Here is a 23,705-nt window from a genome sequence, read left to right as displayed (position 1 = left end):
ATCCAACGATGATCCTGGGACCGCGTGCGACCCGCGCCGCGATCCCAGGAAAGCAAATCGGCCCGTGGCGTGCTGAGACTCGCCTCAGAAGCCGGCGAGGCGTGCGTCAGCGTCGCCGAAACGGTCGAGTTTGACATCCATTCGGTCCATGATCGACAGGTACATGCTGCAGAGCTTGCGGTTGTCGTCCCCTTTGTCTGCATAGTCGAGTGCGCGGCCCGTGGCGAGCGATCCTCCGAGGCCTCCGGCCAGGACGACAGGGACCTTGCTGGCGTCGTGCTTGGTGCCGGACCAGAGGCTGTTCGTGAACAGCAGGCAGGTGTTGTCGAGCACGGTCCCTTCGCCCTCGGGCATGGCGTCAAGGCGCGTGGCGAGGTAGGCGAGCTGGCTGACGTAGTAGCGGGTCACACGTTCGTAGGCTTCGGATTTATCGTCGTGCGAGGCACCATGGTGTGCGGCCCGGACGTCGAGGAAGGGATAAAAGAGGCCCGAGATATCGCGACAGAGCAGGAGGGTCGCGATTCGGGTCTTGTCGGTCTGGAACCCCAGGGCGATCAGGTCGCACATCAGCCGCATGTGTTCGCGGATGTCTTCCGGCAAGCCGTTGTCGGGCCGCGTCATCGTGACGAGCGGCTTGCCTTGGGTTGAGGCGCGGTCCTCGGCCTGGTCTTTTTCGGCCCGCATCGGCACGACCCGGCGCTCGATCTCGCGGACGCTCGTCAGGTACTCGTCGAGCTTGGCCCGGTCTTCGGCACTGACCCGTCGGCTCAGGCCGGAGGCCTCGTCCCGGACGCGGTCGAGGATGCTCTGATTGCGCCGGCTCCCTCGGTTGTCGAACAGGCTATCGAAGGCAAGCGACGGGTAGACCTCCATCGGCACCGGCGAGGTCGCGCTCTGCCAGGAGATGTGCGAGCTGTACGCCATCGAGAAGTTCGTCTCGTGGTAGCCGGTGATCGGCTGCTCGCAGCCGAGGACCATGCTCGGCTGGACGGTGGCCTCGCCAAGGTGCCGGGCGAGCATCTGGTCGACGCTGATCCCCCCCTTCAACTCGGCCCCTTTCTGCAAGGCCGCGCCCGACAGGATGTTCCCGGTCTGGCCGGGGTGGATACCGACGCCCGTGGCCTGCTTGTTAAACAGGCCGTTGATGACGTTGATCTTCGCCTTCAAGGGGGCCAGCGGCTCGAGGCAACGCCCCAGCTCCATCTCCGCGCCAGAGCCTTTGGCCCACCATTGCGTCGGGTTGACGCCGCAGCCCATGAACAAGGCGGCAAACCGCTTCGGACAAGGCGCAGCGGCTCCTGCCACGGATGAGGCACCCAGGGCGGGGACCGACTCCAGCCACGGCAAGGCCATCGTCACGCCCACGCCGCGGAGAAACGTCCGCCGGGACGCCTGGCCACGGCCATTCTCGCGCTGTCTCTGGTCCGAAGTGCTCTGCATCTACGTCACTCCGCGTGTTTGGCTTCGACTCGTTTATTCAAGAACTGCGGGCTGGCGACAATACTCTCGATCAGGCTGCCGAAGCGGTGGCCATCGGCCGCCAGCCTCGTGCGCATCGTGTCGATGGTCTCGTCATCCGAGGGGAGCAAGCTCCGCCCAAGGGCGTAGGCCAGCAGCTTCCGGCACAGGTTGTCGACGAAATCCTCCCGGCGATTCGCGTCAAGATAGCTCCGGAGTCCCTCGAGGCCTGCCCCTTCGCTCCCGCCGGGGAAGGTGGCGCGAACATCCACGGGGCGACCGCCAAGGTCCTTGTCACGCACCTCGCCGACGGGGCCGAACCCCTCGAAGGCCAAGCCAATGGCGTCGAACCGCTCGTGACAACCGGCACAGCTTTTATCGGCTCGATGCCGGGCCAGGGTCTGACGCAAAGTCAGGTCGCCGAGCTTGGCCTCGTCCTCCGGCAGGTCGGGGACGTCGGGCGGCGGCGCGGGGATGTTCTCCCCGAGCAGGCGGCGCACGACCCAGTAGCCGCGCTTGACCGGACTCGTCCGCAGGCCCGGTGCGTTCTTCGTCAGGAAGACGGCCATCGGCAGGAGCCCGCCCCGTCCGAAGCGGGTCGCATCGTCGACTCGGACCCACCCGTCGGGCGCGGGCATCCCGTAGTGCCGGGCCAGAGCAGGATTGACGAAGGTGTGCTTGCCGTCGAGAAACTCATGGACCGGGCGGTCGTGACGAACCAGGTCGACGAAGTAACGGAGCGGCTCCTCGAACATCGACCGGCGCAGCTCGTCGTCGAACGCGGGGAACCGCCCGCGATCGACGCTGTTATGCTCCTCGAACCGGCGGAAATCGAGCCAGTTCCCGCCGAACTCCGTGGCCAGGCCGCGGACGCGATCGTCGCGAAGCATGCGGCGAGCCTGAGCCGCAAGCACCTCGGGCCGGTGCAAATCGCCCGCGGCGGCCCGGTCCAGAAGCTCGCGGTCGGGCATGCTGGCCCAGAGGAAATAGCTCAGGCGGCTGGCCAGGTCGTAGTCCGACAGCGGCTGCACCCCCGTACCTTCCCCGGCAAGGTCAACCCGGTAGCAGAAGTAGGGGGACATGAGCACGCCGACAACCGTGTCGCGGACGGCATCGACGTGGCTCAGCTCATCCTGCGTGCGGAGCGTCTGATAGAAGGCGGCGATACCCTCCCTCTCCGCGCTCGACAGCGGGCGGCGATAAGCCCGCTCAGCGAACGCTTGAAGGGCCTCGATATGCCGGGGCTCGGCCGCAACCTGGTCCTGCTCGACGCGGCGGATGCTCGCGGAGATGATCGCGAACTGGTCCTTGATGACCTGGTGCGCTAACTCACTGGCGTCAAGCCGGCGGACTTTCGCCAGGTAGACCTCGGCCAGTTGCTCGATCTTCGCCTCGGACGCGGCGTCCTTGTCCTCGGCCCTGATGAAGTCGAACTCCGTGTCGCGAAGGAAGCCGGATTCGGCCCGCTCGTACCAGAGGTAGCTGGAATATTGCCGCATGGGAGCGCCCGTGACGAAATCGAACTCCCGCCAGAGACGCTCGAGCTCACGTTGGCCGGCCTCGTCCAGCATGAGTTCGGAGAGCGGCTGATCGTCGCGAAAGTAGCCCGTCATGCTATGAAACCCGGCGTTCAGCAACCGACCGGTGTTCTTCTTGTCTTCCTTCCCATCGAGATAGACCCGGGCACGCTCCGACACGAAAAAGGCATCGGGGAATGTCCGGCAGAACCGGGAGAAGGTCGCTTCGAAGCGAGGAACATCCTCCGGCTTCTCGGGAGTGGCGAGAGCCTTGGCGGCCGCCCCCGCCAGCGCCAGCTCTTCCCTCTTGATCCGCTGGGACGCGCCCTCCGCGTAGCGCATTCGGTTGGCGACATACTGGCGATTCTTCCAGAGCACGAACGGCTGCGTCCCGTTGCTGATTCCTCGCGCGGTCAGGTTCTTTACCTCGGGCGTGAGCTGGCGACGGAGGGCAACGACCGAGTCGCGCATCCGCTCGCAGCCGGCCCGCGCGGCGGCCGTCCGATCTCCATCGGGAGGGGGAGGGGGCAGCTCCGCCACAACGCCTGAAGCGCAGCGGTCGGGCCGACCTCTTCCAGGCCGTCGGTGAGTGTGGCCCAGATCGTCGCCAGGTACTTGGAGCTGAGCCCGGCCTCGGAGGCGAGGCTCGCCAGCGATGCGTTGGGCTGACCGAGGGCCTCGCGGTGCCGGAATCGCCAGGCCGCGAAGAAATAGTCGGCGTAGTCGATACGCTGACGCTTGTAGAAGTCGATAATACTGTTCACGCAATACTTGTCGCGATCGGTGTCGGCGAGCACCGGGTGCGACGCGAAGGCGAGTCCGTCCGGTTTCAGGACGAGGTGATCGGCAACCTGTCGCGCGGCCTGCAAGTACTTTTTGACCAGGGCCGGCGACATCGCGAGTGATTCGGCCGAGTTATCGAACCCCGCCTCGTTGGCCGGGTCAACGGGAAATTCCCGGGTCGGCCGGAGGTCGACCCCCGTCAGGTCCCTGATCGTGTGATCGTACTCGGCGTTGGAGAGCCGCCGCGCGGGGACCGGGCCGGGGTCGCCCGCATTCCGCCTGGCTTCGCGTTTGCGGACCGCACCGACCCAGGCGATCACGGTCGCGCGGGCCTCGTCCGTCGGGCGCCGCTTCGCCTTCGCTGGAGGCATCGACCCCGCTTCGAGTTGCTCCACAACCAGTTCCCAGTGGGAAAGTGCCCGGGCCACCGACTCGGCAGTCGTAAAGGCCGTCAGGTCCAGGTCCCCCTCCGGCTTGTCCTTGCCGTGACACCCGATGCAGTACGTGGCGAGAAACGGCTGGACGCTTTCCTGGAAGCGAGCATCGAGCGAAGCCGCCTCGGCGGCCGCCTCCGACGCGTGGGGAGGGTTATCAGCGGCCGTTCGGAGGCCGAGGAACGCCAGCAGGAGGCAGCCCGTCACCGTCAGAAGCAAGGTCGGTCGCATCGTCCGTCGAATCTCCCTCGCATCGCCCGCCGACAGCCGCCCGTTAAACAATAATTAGATTAACCGGACCGGCCGAGGCGATCAAGGCGGGGCGGGTGACGTGTAGGCGGGGGGTAGTGTTCGGTTCGAGGGAAATCCCCCCAAAAAAAATCAACGATCCGTGACCGAGCGAACGAACCGATCATTATTGCGATTTCCGCAACAGGTTGGTTTGCAGGAGCACGGCCGGCCCGGAAATCTAGCGTGATTCTCGCCCAGTCGCGGAGCGTTTAAAAAAACGAAAAGGCGGGCGTGTCGCCCGCGATCCCAAGGGGGGATGAAAGCCGAGGAGGGACGGCTCAACGGCGGCGAGGGTGCTGTGTGTTGTAGACGACGAGTCCGGGGAGGTAGCGTTGGAGGTTCGGCCCCAGGTTGGAACGAAGAGGAAGGCCTCGGTCGACCCGGGAGAGGGTGGTGGCCAGGCTGCAATTCGGTCGGGCCTGCTCGCCGAAGTTGTAGTTGATGCCCTGGGTGTTGTCACGCAACACGATCCGGGAGAATCGGTTCTTGCTCGCCTGCCCCCCCTGGCTGCCGATCGTCTCGCGACCCGACCTGAACGAGCCCGGTTGCGCCTCGGTGATCATGTACTGCCCGGGGCGCAAGCCATTAAACTCATAAACACCATTAGCGTCGGTCGTGGCAGACAGCATGACCGCTCGATTCGAGTTGTCTCTTCCACGGAGCGTCACGTTCACCGTCGCGATCCCAAACTCCTTAGGATCCCTGACGCCGTTGTTGTTGGCGTCGAGATAGACGGAACCGGAAAGCCTGCTTGAGGGTTGTTGGACGGGAGCGGCAACGGCGGGGAGCAACTCGCCGAAATTATTGTCGGACAGGTCGCTGTCGGCGAGCGTGACCGCGATCGTGTCGACCCCAGCGCTCTTCGGGAGCACCGCCCCGCCCCGCGAATTGGAGCCTTGGAGATAGCCGGCGGGTTGGGTGGTCTGAACGATCGAGTAGCGCCCCGGCCTCAAGTCGCTTTGGGGCAGATAATGGTAGACCACATCGACCGTGGCTTCGCCGGTGGAGGAGATCTCGGTGAGCAAGTTGCCCGGGCCCGCGGCGGCCGAACTGGAGGCGGCGCCGACCGAGAAGGGGACTGTTCCTGTCCCTGTGTACGCCGCGAGATCGCTGGGCGTGGTCAGCGTGACGGTCTTCGACTCATTCGCCGACACTTCGCCGAAGTCCTTGCCGCTGGTTCCGCCGAAATCGGAGAGGCCATCATAGGCCGCGGCAGGGAAGGTCACCGTGGACGTCGGCCGAAGCGTCAGATCCGCAATGCCAGGCGCTTGCGTAACCAAGGTCCCCTCGGCGTGCCCGATGACCGTCATCGGTGTCCCATCTCGGCTCTCCACCTTGATCTGGCTCGCCAACTTCCCGGAGAACGTCACGTCCACCGAAGTGAGCGTGCCGAGACTGGGATCGAACTGCGAAATCGTGGCCGACCTCGTAAAGTTCGTCGGAGTCGCAGGAAAGGAGAGGGCCTGAGTTGATGTGGTCGGAGTCAATTGAACGGTGCTATCACTCGAAAACTGATACTGACCCGACGCATTGGTCGTGGTCGATCCCACGACCATCTTCGCGGAGTTCACGAGTTGGATCGGGCTGCCGGCAATCGGGCTATCGCCCGACCCGTAAAGACCGTCGCCATTGGCATCATGATAAACGTAACCACTGATAACGGATGCCGTTAGCATCATCCGCGCCTCGAGTGCTCCAAGGCTGAGCCCAAGTCCGGGAGAAGTTCGGTTCAAACGACCACGCCGGCCATCCTTGGCTCTAGGAATCATCATAACCTCGTGCCGGGTCACGGGAATCGAATGTGAAGTGACTGCGTGCGATGTGGTTTGCTGCTCGAACGAGGTGAAACTTTAGGAATCATACGAGCTTTTCGGATTTTGTATATGCGAACCCCGACCTTACCGCCTCGAGCGAATCGGAGGAACATCCAGAGGCCCATCTCAGGCGCACGGTCGGCCCGGCCGTCATTCCTTCAGAAGTCTTGGATTCGCCCCCGTGGGTGAACGGACACCAACGCCCGCCGACCCGCGGGTCAATCGGGTTAGTGGACCGTGCACACCCTACGGCAAAATGCACACATCGCACACAAAACATATCCAATCCAATTTTATTTCTAAATATCGCCAAACGGCGGCGAGTAGCAAACCTCACCTTCAACCCCGCCGAGGGCACCGGGCACGAGTTCCAAGGCCATGAATGCGGGACCTGCGTAGGGCGACTGGAGCGGTTCGGCAGAACCGGCCTTGAAGCCGAATCGGGGGTAAAACTCCGGATGCCCCAGGACCACCACGATTCGGTGCCCCGCCTCGGTACAGGCCCGCAGCCCTTCCCGGACCAGGGCCGAGCCGATCCCCTGGCGCTGGCGATCGGGAACCACCGCCATCGGGGCCAGCGCAAGCGCCTCAACCACCCCTTGCGGAGTCACGATCGAGAGGTCGCTGAACAGGATGTGGCCGACGACCCGGCCCGCCACTTCGGCCACGAGCGAAACCCGCACATGGCCCCCGTCCCGCAGCGCATCGACCAGCCTTGCCTCTCCCTCTTCCCCAAAGGCGAGGCGGTTGACCTCGCGGATCGCCGCATCGTCCCCCGGAGCCTCGGGCCGGATCCTGTTTTCGACACCTTGATTACCCATGTCTTTGCTTGCTCACTTTTCCATTCAAGAAGCTCAGACGAGAGGTGGGCCGCCCCGCGCAACGACGAAACGCCCTACCTCGCGTCGTGGGCTCAAGAGCCGATAACGAACCCTTGGGCAATTGCGAAGGGGCGATGGCCGAAGAAGTCCAGCGCGTGTCGGAGAGACACGGCGGAAGGCTATCGGGTTCGCTGAACGTGGGGAAAAAGGTCCCGCGGAGCGCTCGCCTGAACCGCGCGGTCGTCGGTGAGCGGCAGGCCCTCAGGCTTCCCGACCGCCATGACAATCCCTTGGATCAAGGCCCGGCGAAGCTGACGCGGTGCGCGGGTCGCAGGGCCGCGATTCGTCAGGTCGGAGTGCCCGGCATCGAGAACCGCCAGCACCGTGCCCAGAACGGGCAACGACTGATCCGCCAGCGCCACCACGCCGTCGTTGGGCCCGGAGAACGTCTGGAGATACCACGCGGTCGCCCGCTTGAAGAGCCGCTGTTGAGACGGGGTGGTCTCGCTAGTCACATAGAACGTCTTTGGTCCGACGATCGGGATCGCGCTGAGATGCCGCTCCAAAATCCGTTCCCAAAAATCCTCGGACGCCTGCTGGGTCATCCCAGCCAGTCCCCCGTGCTTGCCTCGTTTCAACTTGGTCTGCTCGAAACGACCGAGGAGATTGGCGACGGCACGGTAACGCAGGGGAATCCGGCGATCCATCGACGGACCATCGCCAGCCACGTAATCGGCCACGCCCGTCCCGCCGAACGGACCTTGCACCAGGAAGAAAGCGCGGATCCGGGTACGCACGAACTCCGGGTTCTCGAGCCCGAAGACAAGAGTATCGCAGGCCCCTCGACTATGCGCAATCACCACTAGCGGCTCGGGGCCCATCTCGCCAATTTCGAGGAATTTGGCGTGAACCGCGTCCGCGTTTTCCTCAATCGACTTGTGCGAACTTGGGTAAACGAAGTGGATCGCATCACGCGGAACCCCCCGAGCCCTTAGCTCCTGGGCATTCTGCGTAAAGTAGGCTAGCATGCGCTCATTCCCGAATCCCGCGACGAAGACATAGCGATAGCGTGCGGCTTCGCGTTCGACCTCGATCGGGATTTGCAATTGGCCCTGGCTGGCGGCATCGAACCAGCGTTGAAAATCACTGGGGACAACCGCCCGATGAGGGCGATCCTCACCGAAAAGAGGAAGCAGGCTCACCAGGATCAGAGTGGCTCCAAACATAGCTATTTCACCAAGTCAGTTCCGTTGACAAGAGCTGGGACCATGAGAGGCTGCATCGCCATATCCGAAACCTCTCCCCATTCAGGACGGGCCGCAAGGGCCCACTTGTAGTGTAGCGACCTGAAGCTTCAAGGCCAGGGCCCATTGGCTTTGCACGCCCCTTCGGCCTCCTCGTCACGAGGAGGGGGGGTGAGACCGCGATCCCCAAAGGGAGCACCTGGATGCCAGGAAAAAAAATTGATTCTGGACTGCCTGGACTCGCCGCGCACTTCGCGCAAAAATAGGCTTGGCAAATGATCCCAGGTTTCAGGTTCGGAGACGCGGCAACGGACGATGGTCGCTGATTATTACACGATGCTGGGCGTCAACCCGGGTGCCGACCGCGGAACACTGGAAACGGCGCTGGCGCGATGCCAGCCGCTCTGGTCGTCCGGCACGCGGAACCCGAAGAACAAGCATACCTATCAGTCGTACCTCGACCAGATCCCCGCGCTGCGCCAGGCCCTGCTCGGCGACCCGGCCGTTCGAGCCGCCTACGACGCCGAACTCGCCGCGGCGCAGCGGATCGAGCGTGACCAGAAGCTCGACACCCTCCAGCGTCGACTCCGGCTCCGTTCTGCCAAAGGGGGGCTGACCGTCGCCGACCGGACCTTGCTCCGCGACGAGGCCGTCCGGCTTGGGCTGACGGCCGACGACCTCGACCGGCTGGCCGAGTTGATCCCACCGAAGCCCGAGGCGCCCGCCGAAGCAGACACGCCCGACCCTCCGGTCGATGTCCTCGACCCGGCGATGCGCCGGCAGATTCGGGTGGCCCTGACTCACCTCCGCCGCGTTGATCTCTACGACGCCCTATCGCTCACCCGCGACGCCCCGATCCAGGAGATCATCGCGCTGGCCGACGCCGAACGCCGGCGCTGGATGCAGAAGGCCCAGGTCACGGCCGAGAAAACCGCCTGGCTCGAACTGGTCTCGCACGCTCAGTCGCACCTGACCACTCCCGAGTCGCGGGCACGCTACGACCGAACGCTGGCCCTCGAGGCTGAAGAGGTCTTGATCGCGTCGATCGAGTTCGCCTTGCAAGGTTTGCCGCGACTCGACCCCGGCACACGGAACGCCTTGCTCGACGAGGGGGCCGCCCTCGGGATCGAGCCCGAACGGGTCGACAGGCTGATCGTCCGTGCTTGCCGGAGCCTGGGCGTGGCCCGCGACGCCGGTCCCTCCTCGGCCGCGACCGTCACAATCGCCCCTCGCCACTTACGTTGTCGGACCTGTGCCGGAGTCACCGATTTCGCCCAGGCCGCGCGGCAGAAGACGGCAGCCTGCCGCCACTGCCGGGCCTCGCTCCGCTGGGATTGCCCGATCTGCAAGAAGCCACACTGGGTCGACGAACCCCGCTGCCCTTGCGGGTTCAAAATTGAGCTCCGCGACCCGCTGGTCCGCCACTTCGAAGCCGCGACCCGGGCGTACAAGACGCGCGACCTCGAAACGGCGCTCCGGCACTTGAAGCGAATTCAGGAGTTCGCCCCCAAGCACGTCGGCACCCGCAAGGCGATGGAGCGGATCCAGCATCGGCTCGCCGACATCAACCGGGCCCGCGCCGTCTGGGAATCCGCACGGACCGCGGGCCGACTCGTCGCCGCGCTCGAAGCACTCGAGCTCTGGGCCTCGATGCTCCACCCAAGCCATCCCGAGGTCGAGCCAAGTCGGGCCGACGTGACGGCCCCCCTGCGCCGGGCCCAAGGCCTGGCCGCCCGCGGCCGCGCGGTCGCGGCCACCGACCCCAGGGCCGCTCGCGCCTTCTACCAGCAAAGCCTCGCCCTCGCCTCCGACCTGACCGAAGCCCTCGACGGACTCCAGCGGTGCCCCCCCGACCATCCGTCGAGCCTGGTCGCCGACTTCGTCGACGGACGGGTCCGGCTCCGCTGGGTGGCACCGGCCCCCGACGGTCTCGGCCCACTCTCGTACGTCCTCTTGCGCAAGCATGGCGGCCCGATTGAGCACCTCGCCGACGGCACCAGGATCGCCGAGGTGACCGCCACCGAATACGACGACGGCCAGGTCAACGCAGGCGAGACAGTCAGCTACGCCGCCTTGAGCAAGCGAGGCGGGGCCGAGTCGGTCTCCGCCGCGGCCATCGGGCCGATCGTCCTGCTCGGCGAAGTCACCGACGTCCGCGTCGAGACCGGTGACCACGAAGTCGATCTCTTCTGGTCCCCTCCGGCCAACGCCCTCGACGTCCGGGTCGTCCGCAAGCTCGGCGCTCCCCCCGCCAGCGCCAAGGACGGCGAACGGGTCGAGACGCTCCGCGATCGGGCCCACGACCCCGGCCTCGAAAACGACCGGGTCTACCACTATGGCGTGTTCGCCGTTTACAAGATGCCTGACGGCCAGATGGTCGCCTCGCGAGGCGTCTTCGTCTCCGCGCAGCCGCACCCACCGATCGAGGTCCTCCCCGCCCCGACGCTGTCGCTGGAGTCCGCCGGCCGAGTCCGACTCGATTGGCCAAGGCCACCGCGAGGGACGGTCAAAATCCTCCGCACCTTGAAGCCGGCGGGACGCGTGCCTGGAGAGCGACTCACGTTCGCCGAGGCCGATGCGCTGGACGGGCAATGGCTCGACGTGACCGCCCCCGACCACGCCAGCGACCCCGCGCCGCCGGCGCTGGGCGTCTGCCACTACACGCCGATGATCGCCTCGGCGGGGATGCTCACGGTTGGCCAGAGCGTGGCCTACTCGTGCGTCCCCGATCCATCCGACCTCCGCGCGACCCGCGTTGGCCACGGTCAGCGGGTCCATCTCCGCTGGCGCTGGAGTCCGCAAGGAGCCCAGTCACTCATCGTGGCGCGGGCCGGCTCGGCCCCGATTGGCTCCGACGACCCCGATGCCCATCGAATCCTGGTCCACGAGCTCGACTACGGCCGGCTCGGCCACCATACCCTGACCTTGCCCCTGAACGTTGAAGGTCCGTGGCACCTTCGGGTCTACAGCGTCGCCCAGGTGGCCGGCCAGACAGTCGTCTCGCCCGGCCTGGAGCCGACGGCCCGCACCTTATTGCCCGGCCCGCACCCCGAAGTGACCGTTTCGTACGCGTTTCGCCGGCCTGGGTTCCCGGGCCGCCCCTGGCAGCTCACCTTCCGGACCGAACCGGCAGGCGCGGAGATCCCGCCCACCGCCCTGGTCGCCCACCCGCGCACCGTCCCCTTGTCCGTCGACGACGGCGAAATCGTCCAGCAATTCCCGGCCAGTCGCGACGGCTCGACGTTCCCGATCCAGTCGAAGCTCAACCTCTCCAAACATCGCGCCCGGATCTTCGCCGATCCCCACACCGAACCCGACAGCATGCCGCCAATCCGCCTCCGCCACCCCGAGAACGGCGCCACGCGAGCCTGACGCTCGTCCCTTCCCCGGGGCTGGGGCCGCGGATGCTCCGCCCGCACTTGCATCAAAGGCAACAGCTTAAACACAAATACGTTTAAATTCTTTAACCGCTGCAACAAAATAAATCGGCTCCTTTGCTCCCGTCTGGGACGGTTGGCTTTATTTGATCTCATCACATCTAGAATCGCGATATCCCATACACGACACTCTTATCCGGAGGCGTGAACGACGGCGGAATTCTCAACCGGAGTCCTGATGTGAAGGCCACATTACCAGCCTTGCAGATCTGCGGGTTGCGACTCTTTTGTCTTGCACTCGGGGTCGTCACCTCAGCGACGGCGGCAGACGTCGAGCCGCCGGAGCAGGTGCGCCATGTTGTCGTCTCCAAGGAGGATGGGCGGTTTGCGGGCTGGCCGGCCAACCACGGGATCTGGTCGTGGAAAAATGAGATCCTCGTTGGCTTCAGCCGGGGGACTTATAAGGATCGAGGCCCATTCCACCACATCGACCACGACAAACCTGAGGAACACCTCCTGGCTCGCAGTCAGGACGGCGGACTGACGTGGGCGGTCGAGACGCCGAATCCACCGGGGGCACTGGCAGATACGCCAGGCATGCGACACGGCACCATGCCGCCGGGCCTGCCGGAGGAGCGGCCGGTCGACCTCCGCGAGCCGATGGACTTGACCCATCCCGACTTCGCCATGACGATCCGGATGGAAAACATCAACAACGGGATGTCACGCTACTATTTCTCCTATGACCGTGGGCGATCGTGGCGCGGGCCGTACCGCCTGCCGCTCTTCGGCCAGAAAGGAGTGATGGGACGTACCGACTACCTCGTCAACGGCCCGAACGACTGCACGCTCTTCCTGACCGCCTCGAAAGCGGACGGACGGGAAGGCCGCCCCTTCTGTGCGCGGACTCGGGACGGCGGCCTGACCTGGCGATTCGTTTCGTTCATCGGCCCGGAACCGAGCGGGTATTCCATCATGCCGTCCACAGTGCGAGTCTCGGCGACCGAACTTGTGACGACCGTTCGCAGGAAGGATCCTCCCAAGAGTTGGATCGAGGCGTATACCTCGCATGACGATGGCGGCTCGTGGTCGCTCAGCTCAGTCCCGGAGCCAGACACGGGCGAGGGGAACCCGCCCAGCCTCGTAACCTTGCCGGACGGTCGACTCTGTCTGACCTACGGCGTCCGAAAGCGACCGTACGGCATCCATGCGCGACTGAGCACCGACCGGGGTGCAACCTGGGAGAACCCCGTCGTGCTCCGCGACGACGGCGGGAGTACCGACGTCGGCTACGTGCGATCCATCGTCCGACCCGATAGCAAAGTCGTCGTCGTCTACTACTACAGCGACCGCTCCAGTCCGACGCGCTACATCGCGGCAACGATCTGGGAACCTCGTCCCCGGTTAACGAAGTGAATCAGGTGGAGGGCACACGTCGGACAATCAGCAGCCTCCAGGCTTGGCCTGGCGGGGTCAGGCTCGCCCGAAACAGTAAACAAACGAACAGATACTTTTTCAACGAAAGGGCCCCGCGATCGCGTGACCATCCAGGCCTCGGGCCGACTCGCCGGCCCCGCCGTCCGGCTTTCGGCACGCCTCTTGCATGGATTGTAGAAACGCTGATCTCCTGAGACCGAGCCCCGTCGCGTGGGGCCAAGCCATGCGACGGGGTTTTTCCTTGCGCCAAGCCGTCCGCCCCCGCTTTGCCACTCCCTGGTCCCCATCTCCCTTTTTTACAAACAACATCCAGAGTTTCACGACAAAGCGGCTCCAGCCTTCAATTCTTTAACAAAAAATCAAACAAAAGGGCTCCTTCTCTCACCGCTTGATTTCGCCCTGTCGGCAATATTGCTACAATCGATTTTTCGACAACGAAGGGTTCCCTCCTTCCTCCTCGTTCCGGAGGCGGCTGAGGCGGAGCGGCATTCAGGATCAAGCACGGATGAACCGGTACAATTGCGACGCTGACGACTTTTATATCAACATGAACTTGAACACGGAAATGGAGCTTCCGACCAGCCGCGACACCGTGCTGCATTACTTCGAGCAGATGAGAAAGGCGTTCCCCGACCTGCACAATTTTTTCACGCGAGAGAGCGGCGATCTGGTGCTGGAGGGGGACAAGGAGGAGGAGTCGTACCGCTGGCTGGCGATTGAGCCCAAGCGGCTCTGCTCGGGGCAGGTCAATCCCGAGAACGTCGAGGACACCTACCGGCAGCACGAGATGGTCCTCGAAATGGCCCCCCACCTGCTGACGATCAGCGTGCTCGACTGCGAAGCACTCGACCTCATGTATGGGTTCGACTTCAACTATGAAGGGAACCATGACGAGATCGTGGCCGAAGCACTGGGCCTCGGGTCGGGGCTGGAAGGGATGCTGGAAAAGCCCGGCGCACGCGTGATCAATTACGAACCGTCGGTCACCCTGGCCCTTGAGGAGTCCTGCCGACTCCAGTGCCGGATCTCGGTGGAAACCCGCACCAACGCCTTCCAGGTCCGTACCGGCGAATTCCCCGAAGACCAGATCAGCGTCTATTTCACCATCCGCCAGTACTGGGGCGGCGGGGCCAACCAATCCTTTCTCGACTCGTTCCGCCGCCAGCGAGAAATCGGCGAAGATTTTATCCAAAACAAGATCATCCCGCGAATCGTGCAGCCCCTGGCTCAGGCGATCGCATCACGGTAAGGACAGTAGTGCCTCACCACGAACGATATGAATCCACGCAAGAAAACAAAGCAGCCCATATCCTCTTGGCATTCTCCTCTCCAATCCCATTCGTGTGATTCGCGGTGAGAATCCTGTTTTCCCCTGGTTGGCATCTGCTGAGGGTGACCGATGGTTCGACTCAGTTCGCTGGTCAGCAATCTCACGGCCGAGACGGCGTTTACCGTGTTGGCCCTGGCGCGGACGTTGAAGGCGCAAGGCAAGGACGTCGTCGAGCTCGAGATCGGCGACAGCCCGTTTCCAAGTCCCCCCCACGCCAAGGCGGCGGGGATCCAGGCCATTGAGGAGAACCGGACCGGTTACGGCCCGAGCCTTGGCCTGGCCGAATTCCGGGACTCGGCCGCGAACTTCGTCAACGTTGAATTCGGCCATCACGTGACGGCCGAAAACATCGTCGTGGCGTCGGGGGCGAAACCGTTCGAACAGTACTTCGCCGAGGCCTTCCTCGAGCCCGGTGACGGCGTTCTGCTGTTCAGCCCGCACTTCCCGACTTATATCCCCAACCTTGAGCGCCGAGGCGCGCGGGCGATCCAGGTGCCGCTCCGCGTGGAGGACGATTTTCGTCCTCGGCCGGCGGATGTCGCGCGGTTCCTGGAGAGCGACCCCAAGCCCCGCGCGATCTTTCTGAACTCACCACACAATCCGACCGGCGGGATCGCCACCCGCGACGACCTTGAGGCGATTGCCTCGCTCGTGCGCGGAACCGATGTGATGGTCTTCTCCGACGAGCCCTATTGCCACATGGTCTGGCGCGGCCGCCACGAGTCGATCGGGGCGCTGCCCGGGATGCTCGACCACACGGTGGCGGCCTACACGTTCAGCAAGTCGTACAGCATGAGTGGCTGGCGGATCGGCTTCGCGGTGGCCCACCCCGAGGTGGTCGCGGCGATCGGCAACCTGATCAACACGACCGCCTCGTGCAGCCCGCCGTTCGTGCAGTGGGCTGCTCGGGCCGCCTTGGAGCAGGATGCGGCGTACCGCGACGAGACCATGCAGCTCTTTCGCCACAAGGTCGAGCGACTTGCGGCCGGCCTGGCGAAGGTTGAGGGGATGCGCGTCGCCCCTCCGGCCGGCACCTTCTACGTCTTTCCCGACGTCCGGCCCCTCTGCAACCGCCTCGGGATCACCTCCCACGGTTTGGCCCTCTACCTGCTCGAAGATGCGGACGATAAGTTCGGCGTCGCCTGTCTCGGCGGCGAGTCGTTCGGCGCGGCCGGGCGCGGATTCCTCCGATTCAGTTGCGCGGAGACCGACGAGCGAATTGACCAGGCCGTCGCCTTCCTCCCCGACGCCTTGAGCCGCATCGATCGGGTCGCTCGGTTCCTCAAACGCCGGCCTGAGTTTGTCCTGGCCGAACCGTTCTGAGCGTGGTCGCCCCCCATCGACATCGCGCCGAACCTCGACCGCCCAGCCGGCGACACATGGCAGGTCGACCGGACGCCAGGCCGAACGGCGTCCGATCCTGCTCGATCCGCATCGTCATGGGTCGATCGCATGAGGCCATGTCCCTCTCTGGTTCCAGAAACACGAGCCTGGACGTTGCCCGCGTGCGAGTGGTAAAACCTCACCAGACACTCAAGACCCGCGTGAATGAGCGCTCACCGGCCGTGCCCTGGTCGGAACCCGAGCTCCTCGGTTCGTCGCCCCCTGGGCCGTCGTCGTCGCGTTTCCTAAAGTGGAGGGCCCCTTTCCCGAGCGGCCCTCTTTCACTAAACGCGACGGCCCGCGCCAACCTCGGTCTCGCCCCGGAGCCAATCGGTTCGATGCCGTGGTCCGCACGACGTCCCGCCCACCCGACTTAACCCTCTTAAAAAAAAGAGAAGCGAGCCCTTCGTGAACTTCGACCTGATCCTCAAAAACGGCTGGGTGATCGACGGTTCTGGTGGTCTTCCCTACAAGGCCGACATCGGCCTGCTCGACACCATGATCGGAGCGATGGGGAATCTCGAAGGGGCGCACGCCGCGCGAGTGCTCGACTGCACCGACCGGTATATCGTCCCCGGCTTCATCGACGCGCATGTCCACGGCGACGCCGTACTCCTGGCCGACCCGATCCACTTGCCCGCGCTCCGCCAAGGGGTGACGACCTACATCATCGGCCAGGACGGCAGCTCGTTCGCGCCGGCGTCGCCCGCGACAATGGATTATATGAGGCGGTACACCGCCGGATTCAATGCCAACCCGGACATCGACTACAACTGGTCGACCATTGAGCAATACCTGAATCGATTCGATCGCCAGACAGCCCTGAACGTGGCGTACCTCATTCCCAACGGCAACGTCCGGATGGAGGTGATGGGACTCGACCCCCGCCCGGCCACCGACGCCGAGATCCGCGCCATGCAGGCGATGGTCCGGACGGGGATGGAGGCCGGCGCGATCGGCCTGTCGACCGGGCTCGACTACATCCCGAGCCGCTACGCCGACGCCCGCGAGATCGCTGCACTCTGCGAGGTCATCGTTCCCGACGACGGCGTCTACGTCACCCACATGAGAGGCTACGGGGCCAAGGCCCCGGTCGGGATGAGCGAGGTCTACGAGATCGCCAAGGCCTCGGGCGTCGCCACTCACATCTCGCACTACAACGGGCCGGCCGACTTGCTCTTGCCCTTGCTCGACCAAGGTCGTGCGATGGGCCTGGACCTCACGTTCGACACTTACCCGTACCTCGCCGGCAGCACGATCCTCGGGATGGTTGCGCTCCCCCCCGAGGTCCAGGTCGGCGGAATCGAGGCCACGGTCAAACGGCTGGCCGATCCGGTCGTCCGGGAACAACTGAATCGCGAGTGGTTCTCGAGCCCGACCCCTTATCCCCTCGACTCGACGACGATCACGATGACGGCCAACCCCGCCTGGCGCTGGGCCGAGGGCTTGAAGGTGACCGAGGCCGCCGAACGCGCCGGGATGTCGCCGGGGGACTTCGTCTGCGAGAGCCTGATCGCCTCGGGAATGGCCGTCGGAATCTTCGGGTTCCGCGCCGGCGAGCGGACCGAAGCCGACGTGCGAGCGATCCTCCGCCACCCCGCGCACATGGCCGGGTCCGACGGAATCTTCGGGGGCAGTCACCCGCACCCGCGTGGTTGGGGGGCGTTCGCAAGGTTCCTCGGCTACCACACCCGCCAGCTCGGCGACTACACCTGGGCCGAGGCCGTGACTCACCTGGCCACCCACGCCGCTCGCCGCTACCGGCTCAACGACCGCGGCCTGCTCCGCCCTGGCTTCGTGGCGGACATCGCCATCTTCGACCCCGTCACCATCATCGATCGCTCCACTTACGAAGCCGGCCGAACCCTGGCCGAAGGGGTCGATCACGTCCTAGTCAACGGCACCCTCGTCCTCGAAAACGGTGAGCCGACGGGCGCCACCCCGGGCCGTGCCCTGAGACGAAGCTAAACCAAAAGCATATCCTCTTGTCGGGTGGGCACGGCCCACCAGGACTCGCCCCCGAGCAGGCAAGGCCCACCCCACAAGAGAAGGCAAGAGAAGACGAAGATGGTGGGCCGCGCCCACCCTACAATATCTCAGCAAAACAACACACGACAAACCTAACAATACAAGCAGACACAACCAACCAAAACAATGAGACACCGATAGTCCAGGCGTCACATCTCATACGGTCGCAACTCGGCCCGAAGGGAAGACGGCTCATGCTCGATCGCATTCGGCATCGAAGTCTGGTCTCGGAGTTGCGGCGGCTGTCAGAACGCCCCCAGCGACATCGGCTTTTGCACGGCTATCCACTCGCCGCGGCCATGCCAAGGGTCGAGCCGGGGGATCAATCCACGCAAAATCGCCTGCACTTCCATCCCGACCAAGGACTGCTTGTCGGCGTGCTGCCGCATCCGTTCTGCAACCCGGCCGTCACAGGGTGCGGCTTCTGCACGTTTCCCCACGAGACGTTCAACCAGGGCAGGGCGGTGGTCGTGATGGATCACGTCGTGAGAGAGCTCAGGCAGAAACTCGAGGCAAACCCGAGTCTGGCCGGCCGCCCCGTTGCGGCCTCTATTTCGGTGGAGGCACGGCGAACCTCAGCCCGGCGGATTCCTTCCGCACTCTCTGCCGCGCCCTGGCGGACGCCTTCGACCTGTCGTCCGCCGAGGTGACGCTCGAAGGCGTGCCCGCAGCCTTCCTCAACCGCACCCCCTTGCTCGTGGACATCCTCCGTGCGGAACTCCCCGCCCGTCACTTTCGCCTGAGCATGGGCATTCAGACGTTCGACATCAATCAACTGCGATAGATGGGCCGGTTCGGCTTCGGTCACGCCAAGACGTTCCAAGACGTCGTTCGGCTCGGCCACACGCGAGGTTTCACCAAAATCTAGCGAGGATGCCCCCGGCTTGAGCCGTGGGGAGGCGGGTTGAAGACGTCAATCGCCCGGGTTGACCGGACGTCTCGATCAGCATATTCTACATCTTTTGACCGACCAATTGACCTGACCTGTGAACGGGCACGTCATCACGCTGTCGGACCCGGCCCGGTTCGCCCAGGCCATCCGGGGCATCGCTTACGATGCCCACCGGACGCTGACTGCCGTGGGATTATCCGTTCCGTGTCCGACGGCCGATCGGGCCGATCGGGCCGATCGGGCCGACGTGGACGCGAGTGACGCGGGAGAAGAGCCTTCACCAGGAGATTTGAACATGGCTATGGTGTGCGAGCACTTGTTCGAGGCCAAGCCAGTCCCCGCGCGGACCCCGGGCTGCGAGGAGTGCCTGAAGACGGGACTGCGCTGGGTCCACCTCCGGCTCTGCCTGAGCTGCGGCCACGTCGGCTGCTGCGACAGCTCGCCGGGACGGCACGCGACGAAGCATTTCCTCCACACGAGCCACCCCGTGGTGGCGTCCTACGAGCCCGGCGAGCGGTGGGCCTGGTGCTACGTGGATCAGGAGGCATTGCCCGTGCCACCCGAGGCCGAGCCGTATTTGCGCTAGCGGATTTAATCGCTCGTCGCCCTGTGAGAGTCGCGAGGCACGGCGAGCGTGACGACAGACCGATCGCGAAGGGAGACGGCGGCATGAGCGAGCCCCAGATCATCCGATGCCCATCCTGCGGCGCGACCAACCGCATCTCGGAGGCGGCGAGGGAGAAGATCCTTGGCGGCCTCGCGCCGGTCTGCGGCCGGTGCAAAACCCCTCTCGCCGCCGACCCCGGCCCGTTGACCGTCACCGATGCGACGTTCTCGGCCGAGGTCGAGCGCTCGCCGCTGCCGGTGCTGGTCGACATGTGGGCGCCGTGGTGCGGGCCCTGCCGGATGATCGCCCCGAGCCTCGACGAACTCGCGACGGAGATGGCCGGGCGTGTGCGGTTCGCGAAGCTGAATGTGGACGAGAACCCGGCGACGGCGTCCCGCTTCAACGTCCGCAGCATCCCGGCCTTGCTGGTGTTCGCGGGAGGGCGGGAGGTCGATCGGATCGTCGGCGTCCAGCCAAAGTCGGAGATCGCGAAACGGCTCCGACGCTTCGCATCCTGATGTTGTCGCTCGATCGCAGGCGTAAGGAACAGGGAATGGCATGGAACATCGCAACTTCGGCACCACCGGTTGCCAGGTCGCGGCGATCGGTCAGGGGACCTGGTATCTCGATCGCGGCGATCGCGGCGACGCGGTCGACACCCTGCGTCGGGGCCTCGACCTGGGCCTGACCCACGTCGACACCGCCGAGATGTACGGCGACGCCGAGGAGATCGTGGGCGAGGCGATCGCCGGGCGCCGCGACGAGGTCTTCTTGGTCTCGAAGGTCCTCCCCGAGAACGCCTCGAGGCGCGGCACGATCGCGGCCTGCGAGCGGTCGCTCGCCCGCCTCGGCACCGACCGGCTGGATGCCTATCTCCTGCACTGGCGGGGTGAGTACCCGCTGGAGGAGACCTTCGCGGCCTTCGAGGCGCTCAGGGAGGCTGGGAAGATCCTTTCATGGGGCGTGAGCAATTTCGACGTACCCGACCTGGAGGAGGCCCGCGAGATCGAAGGGGAGGGCCTCCTCGCGTGCAACCAGGTCCTCTACCACCTCCGGGAACGAGCCATCGAGCATGCGGTGATCCCCTGGTGCGAGGCTCACGGCGTCGTGGTGGTCGCCTACAGCCCGTTCGGCCACGGGGATTTCCCGGGCCCGGACACCGAAGGCGGTCGCGTCCTGCGGGAGATCGCCGTCGCACACCGGGCGACCCCTCGCCAGGTCGCCCTCCGGTTCCTGCTGCGTCAGCCTTCGCTGTTCGCGATCCCCAAGGCATCTAGCCCGGAGCATGCCGCTGACAACGCGGGGGCCGGAGACCTCCGGCTGACCGAGGCGGAGCTATCGCGGATCGATGCGGCTTTCCCGCGCGGCCCGCGCCCACGTGATCTCCCCATGCTGTAAACGCCCCATGCAAGCCCGATCCGGGTGTCCCGAGCGGAGGTCCCGACATGACCCAGCAGGACGTGGACGCGGTCGCCTTCCCCCGGCTCGACGAGGCCCAGCTCGCCGCGCAGGAGGGCTGCCCTCTGTCGAAGCTCAAGCATTATCGCGACGGGGAGAAGCTCTTCGAAGCCGGGCAATGCGACTGCAGCTTCTACATCGTCAAGACCGGCGCGGTCGAGATTGTCGACGACGCCGGCGATGAGCCGAAGGTCGTCGCGACCCTCGGGCCCGGGGAGTTCACCGGCGAGGTGGCCCAGTTGACCGGGGGCCCCGCGATCTTCAGCGGCGTCGCCCGGGGCGAGAGCGACGTCTTCGAGGTCTCGAACGATGCCCTGCGTGAGATCATGAACGTCCATCCGAACCTGGGCGACGTCATCCTCCGGGCCTTCATGGCCCGACGCCACCTCCTCCACGAGATGGGGGACTTCACGGGCCTGCGCGTGATCGGGTCGCGCTATTCAAAGGGCACCCACCGGGTCCGCGAGTTCCTGGCCCAGAACATGGTGCCGTTCACCTGGATGGACCTGGAGGACGACCCGCAGGTGAAGCGGTTTCTCGAGCAGGCCGGGCTGACCGAGGCCGACACGCCCGTGGTAACCTGGGGCCACAAGCTGCTCTTGCGCAACCCCTCGAACGAGGAGTTGGCGGATGCTCTGACCCTCCGCCGACCGCTCGAGCACACGGTGTACGACCTGGCCGTGGTGGGGGCCGGCCCGGCGGGGCTGGCCGCGGCCGTCTACGGCGCCTCCGAGGGGCTGAACACGGTCGTGTTGGAGCGGGACGCGCCCGGGGGTCAGGCCGGTCGCAGCATGCGGATCGAGAACTACCTCGGCTTCCCCACCGGCATCACCGGCCGCGAACTCGCCGAGAACGCCGTCGTGCAGGCCAACAAGTTCGGGGCGCACCTTCCCGTCGCCTCGCCGGTCACGGGCCTGTCGTTCGACAACAAGTATGCGGTACTGCACCTCGACAACGGCGAGACGGTCTCGGCCAAGTGCCTGCTGATCGCCACCGGGGCCGACTATCGCCTCCTGGGCGTCGAGGGGTGCGAACGGTTCGAAGGGTGCGGCGTCTACTACGCCGCGACCTCCGTCGAGGCGCAGCTCTGCAAGGGCTCGGACGTCGTGGTCGTCGGCGGCGGCAACTCCGCCGGCCAGGCCACCGTCTTCCTCTCCGGGCAGGTCCGCAAGGTGTACCTGGTGGTCCGCGGCGGCGACCTCTACGATCACATGTCGAGCTACCTCGCGAAGCGGATCGAGGAGACCCCCAGCGTCGAAGTGCTCCTCAACACCGAGGTCCGGCGGATGTCCGGGGACCGCTGCCTCCGCGAGGTCGAGGTCGTCAACAACAAGACGGGCGAGGCGCGGACGATCAAGACCACTGCCCTGTTCTGCTTCATCGGCGCGACGCCGCGGACCGACTGGCTCCCCCCGGAGATCGAGAAGGACGAGAAGGGATTCGTGCGAACCGGGGCCTCCCTGGAGAATTCCGAGGCGTGGACGGCACGTCGGCAGCCCCACCTGCTGGAGACCAGCCGCCCCGGCGTCTTCGCCGCGGGCGACGTCCGGTCCGGCTCGGCCAAGCGCGTCGCCTCGGCCGTCGGCGAGGGGTCGATGGCGGTCCTGTTCGTGCACGAATATCTGAAGCAGATGTGACGCAAGGCAGGGGGGCGACGGTCCGCCTCCCCCCCCGCGCTAACATCTCGAAATCTTCCCGGACAGCACGGGGGTAGAGCGGTCGTCTGGCGGGGAAAGGAACTCGATCCCGATGGTGGTCGCGCCCTCATCCGAGCGGGCGCGGACGACCCACCCGGGCAGCATCTCGGTGACCTGGCCGCCCCAGCCGTCGGGGAGGTGGAACGCGAGGGAGACGACCTGGCCGACCGCCAGGGCCCGCGGGGACGCGACGGGCCTCGGGACCGGCTTCCGCGTAATCGCTCGGACAAGGGTTTTCTCAGACCACTCTGACCAACGTCGAACACCGCGAAATCCACGGCCAGGAGAAGCGGTTCGTCTACGAAGTCCTGAGCTTCCAACCCGACAGCTACGACATGATCGGCCTCGGCCCCACGGGCATCTCGTTCGCGGGTTCCGGACAAACGGCCCTCAAAGTGATCAACCCGGACAGTGCTTCGGGATACATCGAGGCCGTCAGCCGAGGTGGAGCGACCTGCTGGGACCGTGCCTTCGCATACGCGCCTCGCGACCTCCGCATCTTCCACCTGACCCGAGTCCTCGCCGCTCTGCGGATCGACCGCCACAAATATCAGAATTTTTCCAGCAGCGACCCGTTCCATGACTTCCCGCAGGAATTCAAGGCCCTCGAACGGGAGGGACTCATGCACGTGTCCGACGACACGATCGAACCGACCGGCATCGGCATGTTCTATGCCGATTCGATCGCAGGCCTTTTGTCCTGGAACCAGGTCCAGAACTTTCGGAACCGGCAAGGCCAGAGGGAAGCCCCAAACGCCGGCCTCGCCAACTCAAACACTCTTAGCCACATATGACTGCAATAACGAATCCCAAAAAAAAACCGGCAAGGCCAGGAATTCAGACCGCCTGACGGGAGCGTGCAAGCGGCCAACTCTTCGATTTCATTTCTGTTCAATCGAAATTCTCTTTATGCAATGTGGCACGAAATACCAGGCCGCCAGCCCACCGCACACGCCGCCGACGATCGTGGCCGGTATCTGATCCTGGCTCAGTTGGTCCAGGCCGATGCCGAGCCGGGCCACCCACACGGCCATCACAACCCAAAAGCTCACGCCCACCGCCATCAAGAGTTTCATCGGTCATCCCCCCCGTTTCCTGCGAGGCCGACTTCCGGCCTCCTTATGAGGGTTATCC

19 protein-coding genes are annotated in these 23,705 nt (G+C 65.1%); 12 read left to right on the top strand and 7 right to left on the bottom strand.

Annotated features, from left to right (window positions below):
* Positions 1 to 84: 84 nt before the first annotated feature.
* The 6 genes from V5E97_RS27495 to V5E97_RS27470 all read right to left on the bottom strand — a co-directional run bounded on the left by V5E97_RS27495 (position 85) and on the right by V5E97_RS27470 (position 8,344).
* Positions 85 to 1,440, bottom strand: coding sequence for a DUF1552 domain-containing protein (locus tag V5E97_RS27495; protein ID WP_406694766.1), 1,356 nt, complete (start codon positions 1,438 to 1,440; stop codon positions 85 to 87).
* Positions 1,441 to 1,445: 5 nt separating this feature from the next.
* Positions 1,446 to 3,446 carry a DUF1592 domain-containing protein gene (locus tag V5E97_RS27490; protein ID WP_406694765.1) on the bottom strand — a complete coding sequence of 667 codons (2,001 nt, stop codon included), beginning with the start codon at positions 3,444 to 3,446 and terminating at the stop codon, positions 1,446 to 1,448.
* Positions 3,398 to 4,423: a DUF1587 domain-containing protein gene (locus V5E97_RS27485; protein WP_406694764.1), complete on the bottom strand. Its 1,026-nt coding sequence runs from the start codon at positions 4,421 to 4,423 to the stop codon at positions 3,398 to 3,400. The genes V5E97_RS27490 and V5E97_RS27485 overlap by 49 nt, the downstream gene beginning before the upstream one ends.
* A gap of 338 nt (positions 4,424 to 4,761) precedes the next feature.
* On the bottom strand, positions 4,762 to 6,162 hold the full coding sequence (locus V5E97_RS27480; protein ID WP_406694763.1) for a choice-of-anchor E domain-containing protein: 1,401 nt from the start codon (positions 6,160 to 6,162) through the stop codon (positions 4,762 to 4,764).
* A 434-nt stretch (positions 6,163 to 6,596) separates the two neighbouring features.
* Positions 6,597 to 7,118: a GNAT family N-acetyltransferase gene (locus V5E97_RS27475; RefSeq protein ID WP_406694762.1), complete on the bottom strand. Its 522-nt coding sequence runs from the start codon at positions 7,116 to 7,118 to the stop codon at positions 6,597 to 6,599.
* A 179-nt stretch (positions 7,119 to 7,297) separates the two neighbouring features.
* Positions 7,298 to 8,344, bottom strand: coding sequence for a lipase family protein (locus tag V5E97_RS27470; protein WP_406694761.1), 1,047 nt, complete (start codon positions 8,342 to 8,344; stop codon positions 7,298 to 7,300).
* Between the two features lie 333 nt (positions 8,345 to 8,677).
* Between V5E97_RS27470 and V5E97_RS27465 the strand changes: the two genes are divergently transcribed.
* The 12 genes from V5E97_RS27465 to V5E97_RS27410 all read left to right on the top strand — a co-directional run bounded on the left by V5E97_RS27465 (position 8,678) and on the right by V5E97_RS27410 (position 23,365).
* Positions 8,678 to 11,734, top strand: coding sequence for a fibronectin type III domain-containing protein (locus V5E97_RS27465; protein WP_406694760.1), 3,057 nt, complete (start codon positions 8,678 to 8,680; stop codon positions 11,732 to 11,734).
* Positions 11,735 to 11,979: 245 nt separating this feature from the next.
* The gene (locus tag V5E97_RS27460) at positions 11,980 to 13,155 is read left to right on the top strand and encodes an exo-alpha-sialidase (protein WP_406694759.1); all 1,176 of its coding nucleotides are present in this window, start codon (positions 11,980 to 11,982) and stop codon (positions 13,153 to 13,155) included.
* Positions 13,156 to 13,681: 526 nt separating this feature from the next.
* Positions 13,682 to 14,425 (top strand): nuclear transport factor 2 family protein, encoded by a 744-nt coding sequence (locus tag V5E97_RS27455; protein WP_406694758.1) that lies wholly within the window; start codon positions 13,682 to 13,684, stop codon positions 14,423 to 14,425.
* Between the two features lie 150 nt (positions 14,426 to 14,575).
* Positions 14,576 to 15,829, top strand: a complete 1,254-nt coding sequence (locus V5E97_RS27450) for a pyridoxal phosphate-dependent aminotransferase (protein ID WP_406694757.1) — start codon at positions 14,576 to 14,578, stop codon at positions 15,827 to 15,829.
* 468 nt (positions 15,830 to 16,297) lie between these two features.
* Complete coding sequence (locus V5E97_RS27445) at positions 16,298 to 17,857, top strand: N-acyl-D-amino-acid deacylase family protein (RefSeq protein ID WP_406694756.1); 1,560 nt, start codon at positions 16,298 to 16,300, stop codon at positions 17,855 to 17,857.
* Positions 17,858 to 18,111: 254 nt separating this feature from the next.
* On the top strand, positions 18,112 to 18,567 hold the full coding sequence (locus V5E97_RS27440) for a hypothetical protein (protein ID WP_406694755.1): 456 nt from the start codon (positions 18,112 to 18,114) through the stop codon (positions 18,565 to 18,567).
* 11 nt (positions 18,568 to 18,578) lie between these two features.
* Complete coding sequence (locus V5E97_RS27435) at positions 18,579 to 18,701, top strand: hypothetical protein (RefSeq protein ID WP_406694754.1); 123 nt, start codon at positions 18,579 to 18,581, stop codon at positions 18,699 to 18,701.
* Positions 18,702 to 19,104: 403 nt separating this feature from the next.
* Entirely contained in the window at positions 19,105 to 19,395 is a 291-nt protein-coding gene (locus V5E97_RS27430) for a ubiquitin carboxyl-terminal hydrolase 14 (protein WP_406694753.1), read from the top strand.
* A gap of 83 nt (positions 19,396 to 19,478) precedes the next feature.
* Positions 19,479 to 19,934 (top strand): thioredoxin, encoded by a 456-nt coding sequence (gene trxA, locus V5E97_RS27425; RefSeq protein WP_406694752.1) that lies wholly within the window; start codon positions 19,479 to 19,481, stop codon positions 19,932 to 19,934.
* A gap of 40 nt (positions 19,935 to 19,974) precedes the next feature.
* Positions 19,975 to 20,814 (top strand): aldo/keto reductase, encoded by an 840-nt coding sequence (locus tag V5E97_RS27420; protein WP_406694751.1) that lies wholly within the window; start codon positions 19,975 to 19,977, stop codon positions 20,812 to 20,814.
* 47 nt (positions 20,815 to 20,861) lie between these two features.
* A complete protein-coding gene (locus V5E97_RS27415; protein WP_406694750.1) occupies positions 20,862 to 22,511 on the top strand; it encodes an FAD-dependent oxidoreductase in 1,650 nt (549 codons plus the stop codon).
* 395 nt (positions 22,512 to 22,906) lie between these two features.
* Positions 22,907 to 23,365 carry a hypothetical protein gene (locus V5E97_RS27410; protein ID WP_406694749.1) on the top strand — a complete coding sequence of 153 codons (459 nt, stop codon included), beginning with the start codon at positions 22,907 to 22,909 and terminating at the stop codon, positions 23,363 to 23,365.
* A gap of 87 nt (positions 23,366 to 23,452) precedes the next feature.
* On the opposite strand, the gene V5E97_RS27405 is transcribed toward V5E97_RS27410, so the two are convergent.
* Complete coding sequence (locus tag V5E97_RS27405) at positions 23,453 to 23,647, bottom strand: hypothetical protein (protein WP_406694748.1); 195 nt, start codon at positions 23,645 to 23,647, stop codon at positions 23,453 to 23,455.
* Between the last annotated feature and the right edge of the window lie 58 nt (positions 23,648 to 23,705).

Origin of the sequence: Singulisphaera photorubra, from assembly GCF_045290345.1 — a bacterium.
In the GTDB taxonomy this organism is placed as follows: Bacteria; Planctomycetota; Planctomycetia; order Isosphaerales; family Isosphaeraceae; genus Singulisphaera.
The sequence above is the reverse complement of the archived record's forward strand: the minus strand, read 5'-3'. Positions and strand labels throughout refer to the sequence as shown.

Excerpts from the sequence above, each read along its gene's own strand:
- V5E97_RS27495 (WP_406694766.1), bottom strand. The coding sequence starts at position 1,440 with ATGCAGAGCACTTCGGACCAGAGACAGCGCGAGAATGGCCGTGGCCAG.
- V5E97_RS27490 (WP_406694765.1), bottom strand. The coding sequence starts at position 3,446 with ATGCGCGACTCGGTCGTTGCCCTCCGTCGCCAGCTCACGCCCGAGGTA.
- V5E97_RS27485 (WP_406694764.1), bottom strand. The coding sequence starts at position 4,423 with ATGCGACCGACCTTGCTTCTGACGGTGACGGGCTGCCTCCTGCTGGCG.
- V5E97_RS27480 (WP_406694763.1), bottom strand. The coding sequence starts at position 6,162 with ATGATGCTAACGGCATCCGTTATCAGTGGTTACGTTTATCATGATGCC.
- V5E97_RS27475 (WP_406694762.1), bottom strand. The coding sequence starts at position 7,118 with ATGGGTAATCAAGGTGTCGAAAACAGGATCCGGCCCGAGGCTCCGGGG.
- V5E97_RS27470 (WP_406694761.1), bottom strand. The coding sequence starts at position 8,344 with ATGTTTGGAGCCACTCTGATCCTGGTGAGCCTGCTTCCTCTTTTCGGT.
- V5E97_RS27465 (WP_406694760.1), top strand. The coding sequence starts at position 8,678 with ATGGTCGCTGATTATTACACGATGCTGGGCGTCAACCCGGGTGCCGAC.
- V5E97_RS27455 (WP_406694758.1), top strand. The coding sequence starts at position 13,682 with ATGAACCGGTACAATTGCGACGCTGACGACTTTTATATCAACATGAAC.
- V5E97_RS27450 (WP_406694757.1), top strand. The coding sequence starts at position 14,576 with ATGGTTCGACTCAGTTCGCTGGTCAGCAATCTCACGGCCGAGACGGCG.
- V5E97_RS27440 (WP_406694755.1), top strand. The coding sequence starts at position 18,112 with ATGCTCGATCGCATTCGGCATCGAAGTCTGGTCTCGGAGTTGCGGCGG.
- V5E97_RS27430 (WP_406694753.1), top strand. The coding sequence starts at position 19,105 with ATGGCTATGGTGTGCGAGCACTTGTTCGAGGCCAAGCCAGTCCCCGCG.
- trxA (WP_406694752.1), top strand. The coding sequence starts at position 19,479 with ATGAGCGAGCCCCAGATCATCCGATGCCCATCCTGCGGCGCGACCAAC.
- V5E97_RS27420 (WP_406694751.1), top strand. The coding sequence starts at position 19,975 with ATGGAACATCGCAACTTCGGCACCACCGGTTGCCAGGTCGCGGCGATC.
- V5E97_RS27415 (WP_406694750.1), top strand. The coding sequence starts at position 20,862 with ATGACCCAGCAGGACGTGGACGCGGTCGCCTTCCCCCGGCTCGACGAG.
- V5E97_RS27410 (WP_406694749.1), top strand. The coding sequence starts at position 22,907 with ATGATCGGCCTCGGCCCCACGGGCATCTCGTTCGCGGGTTCCGGACAA.
- V5E97_RS27405 (WP_406694748.1), bottom strand. The coding sequence starts at position 23,647 with ATGAAACTCTTGATGGCGGTGGGCGTGAGCTTTTGGGTTGTGATGGCC.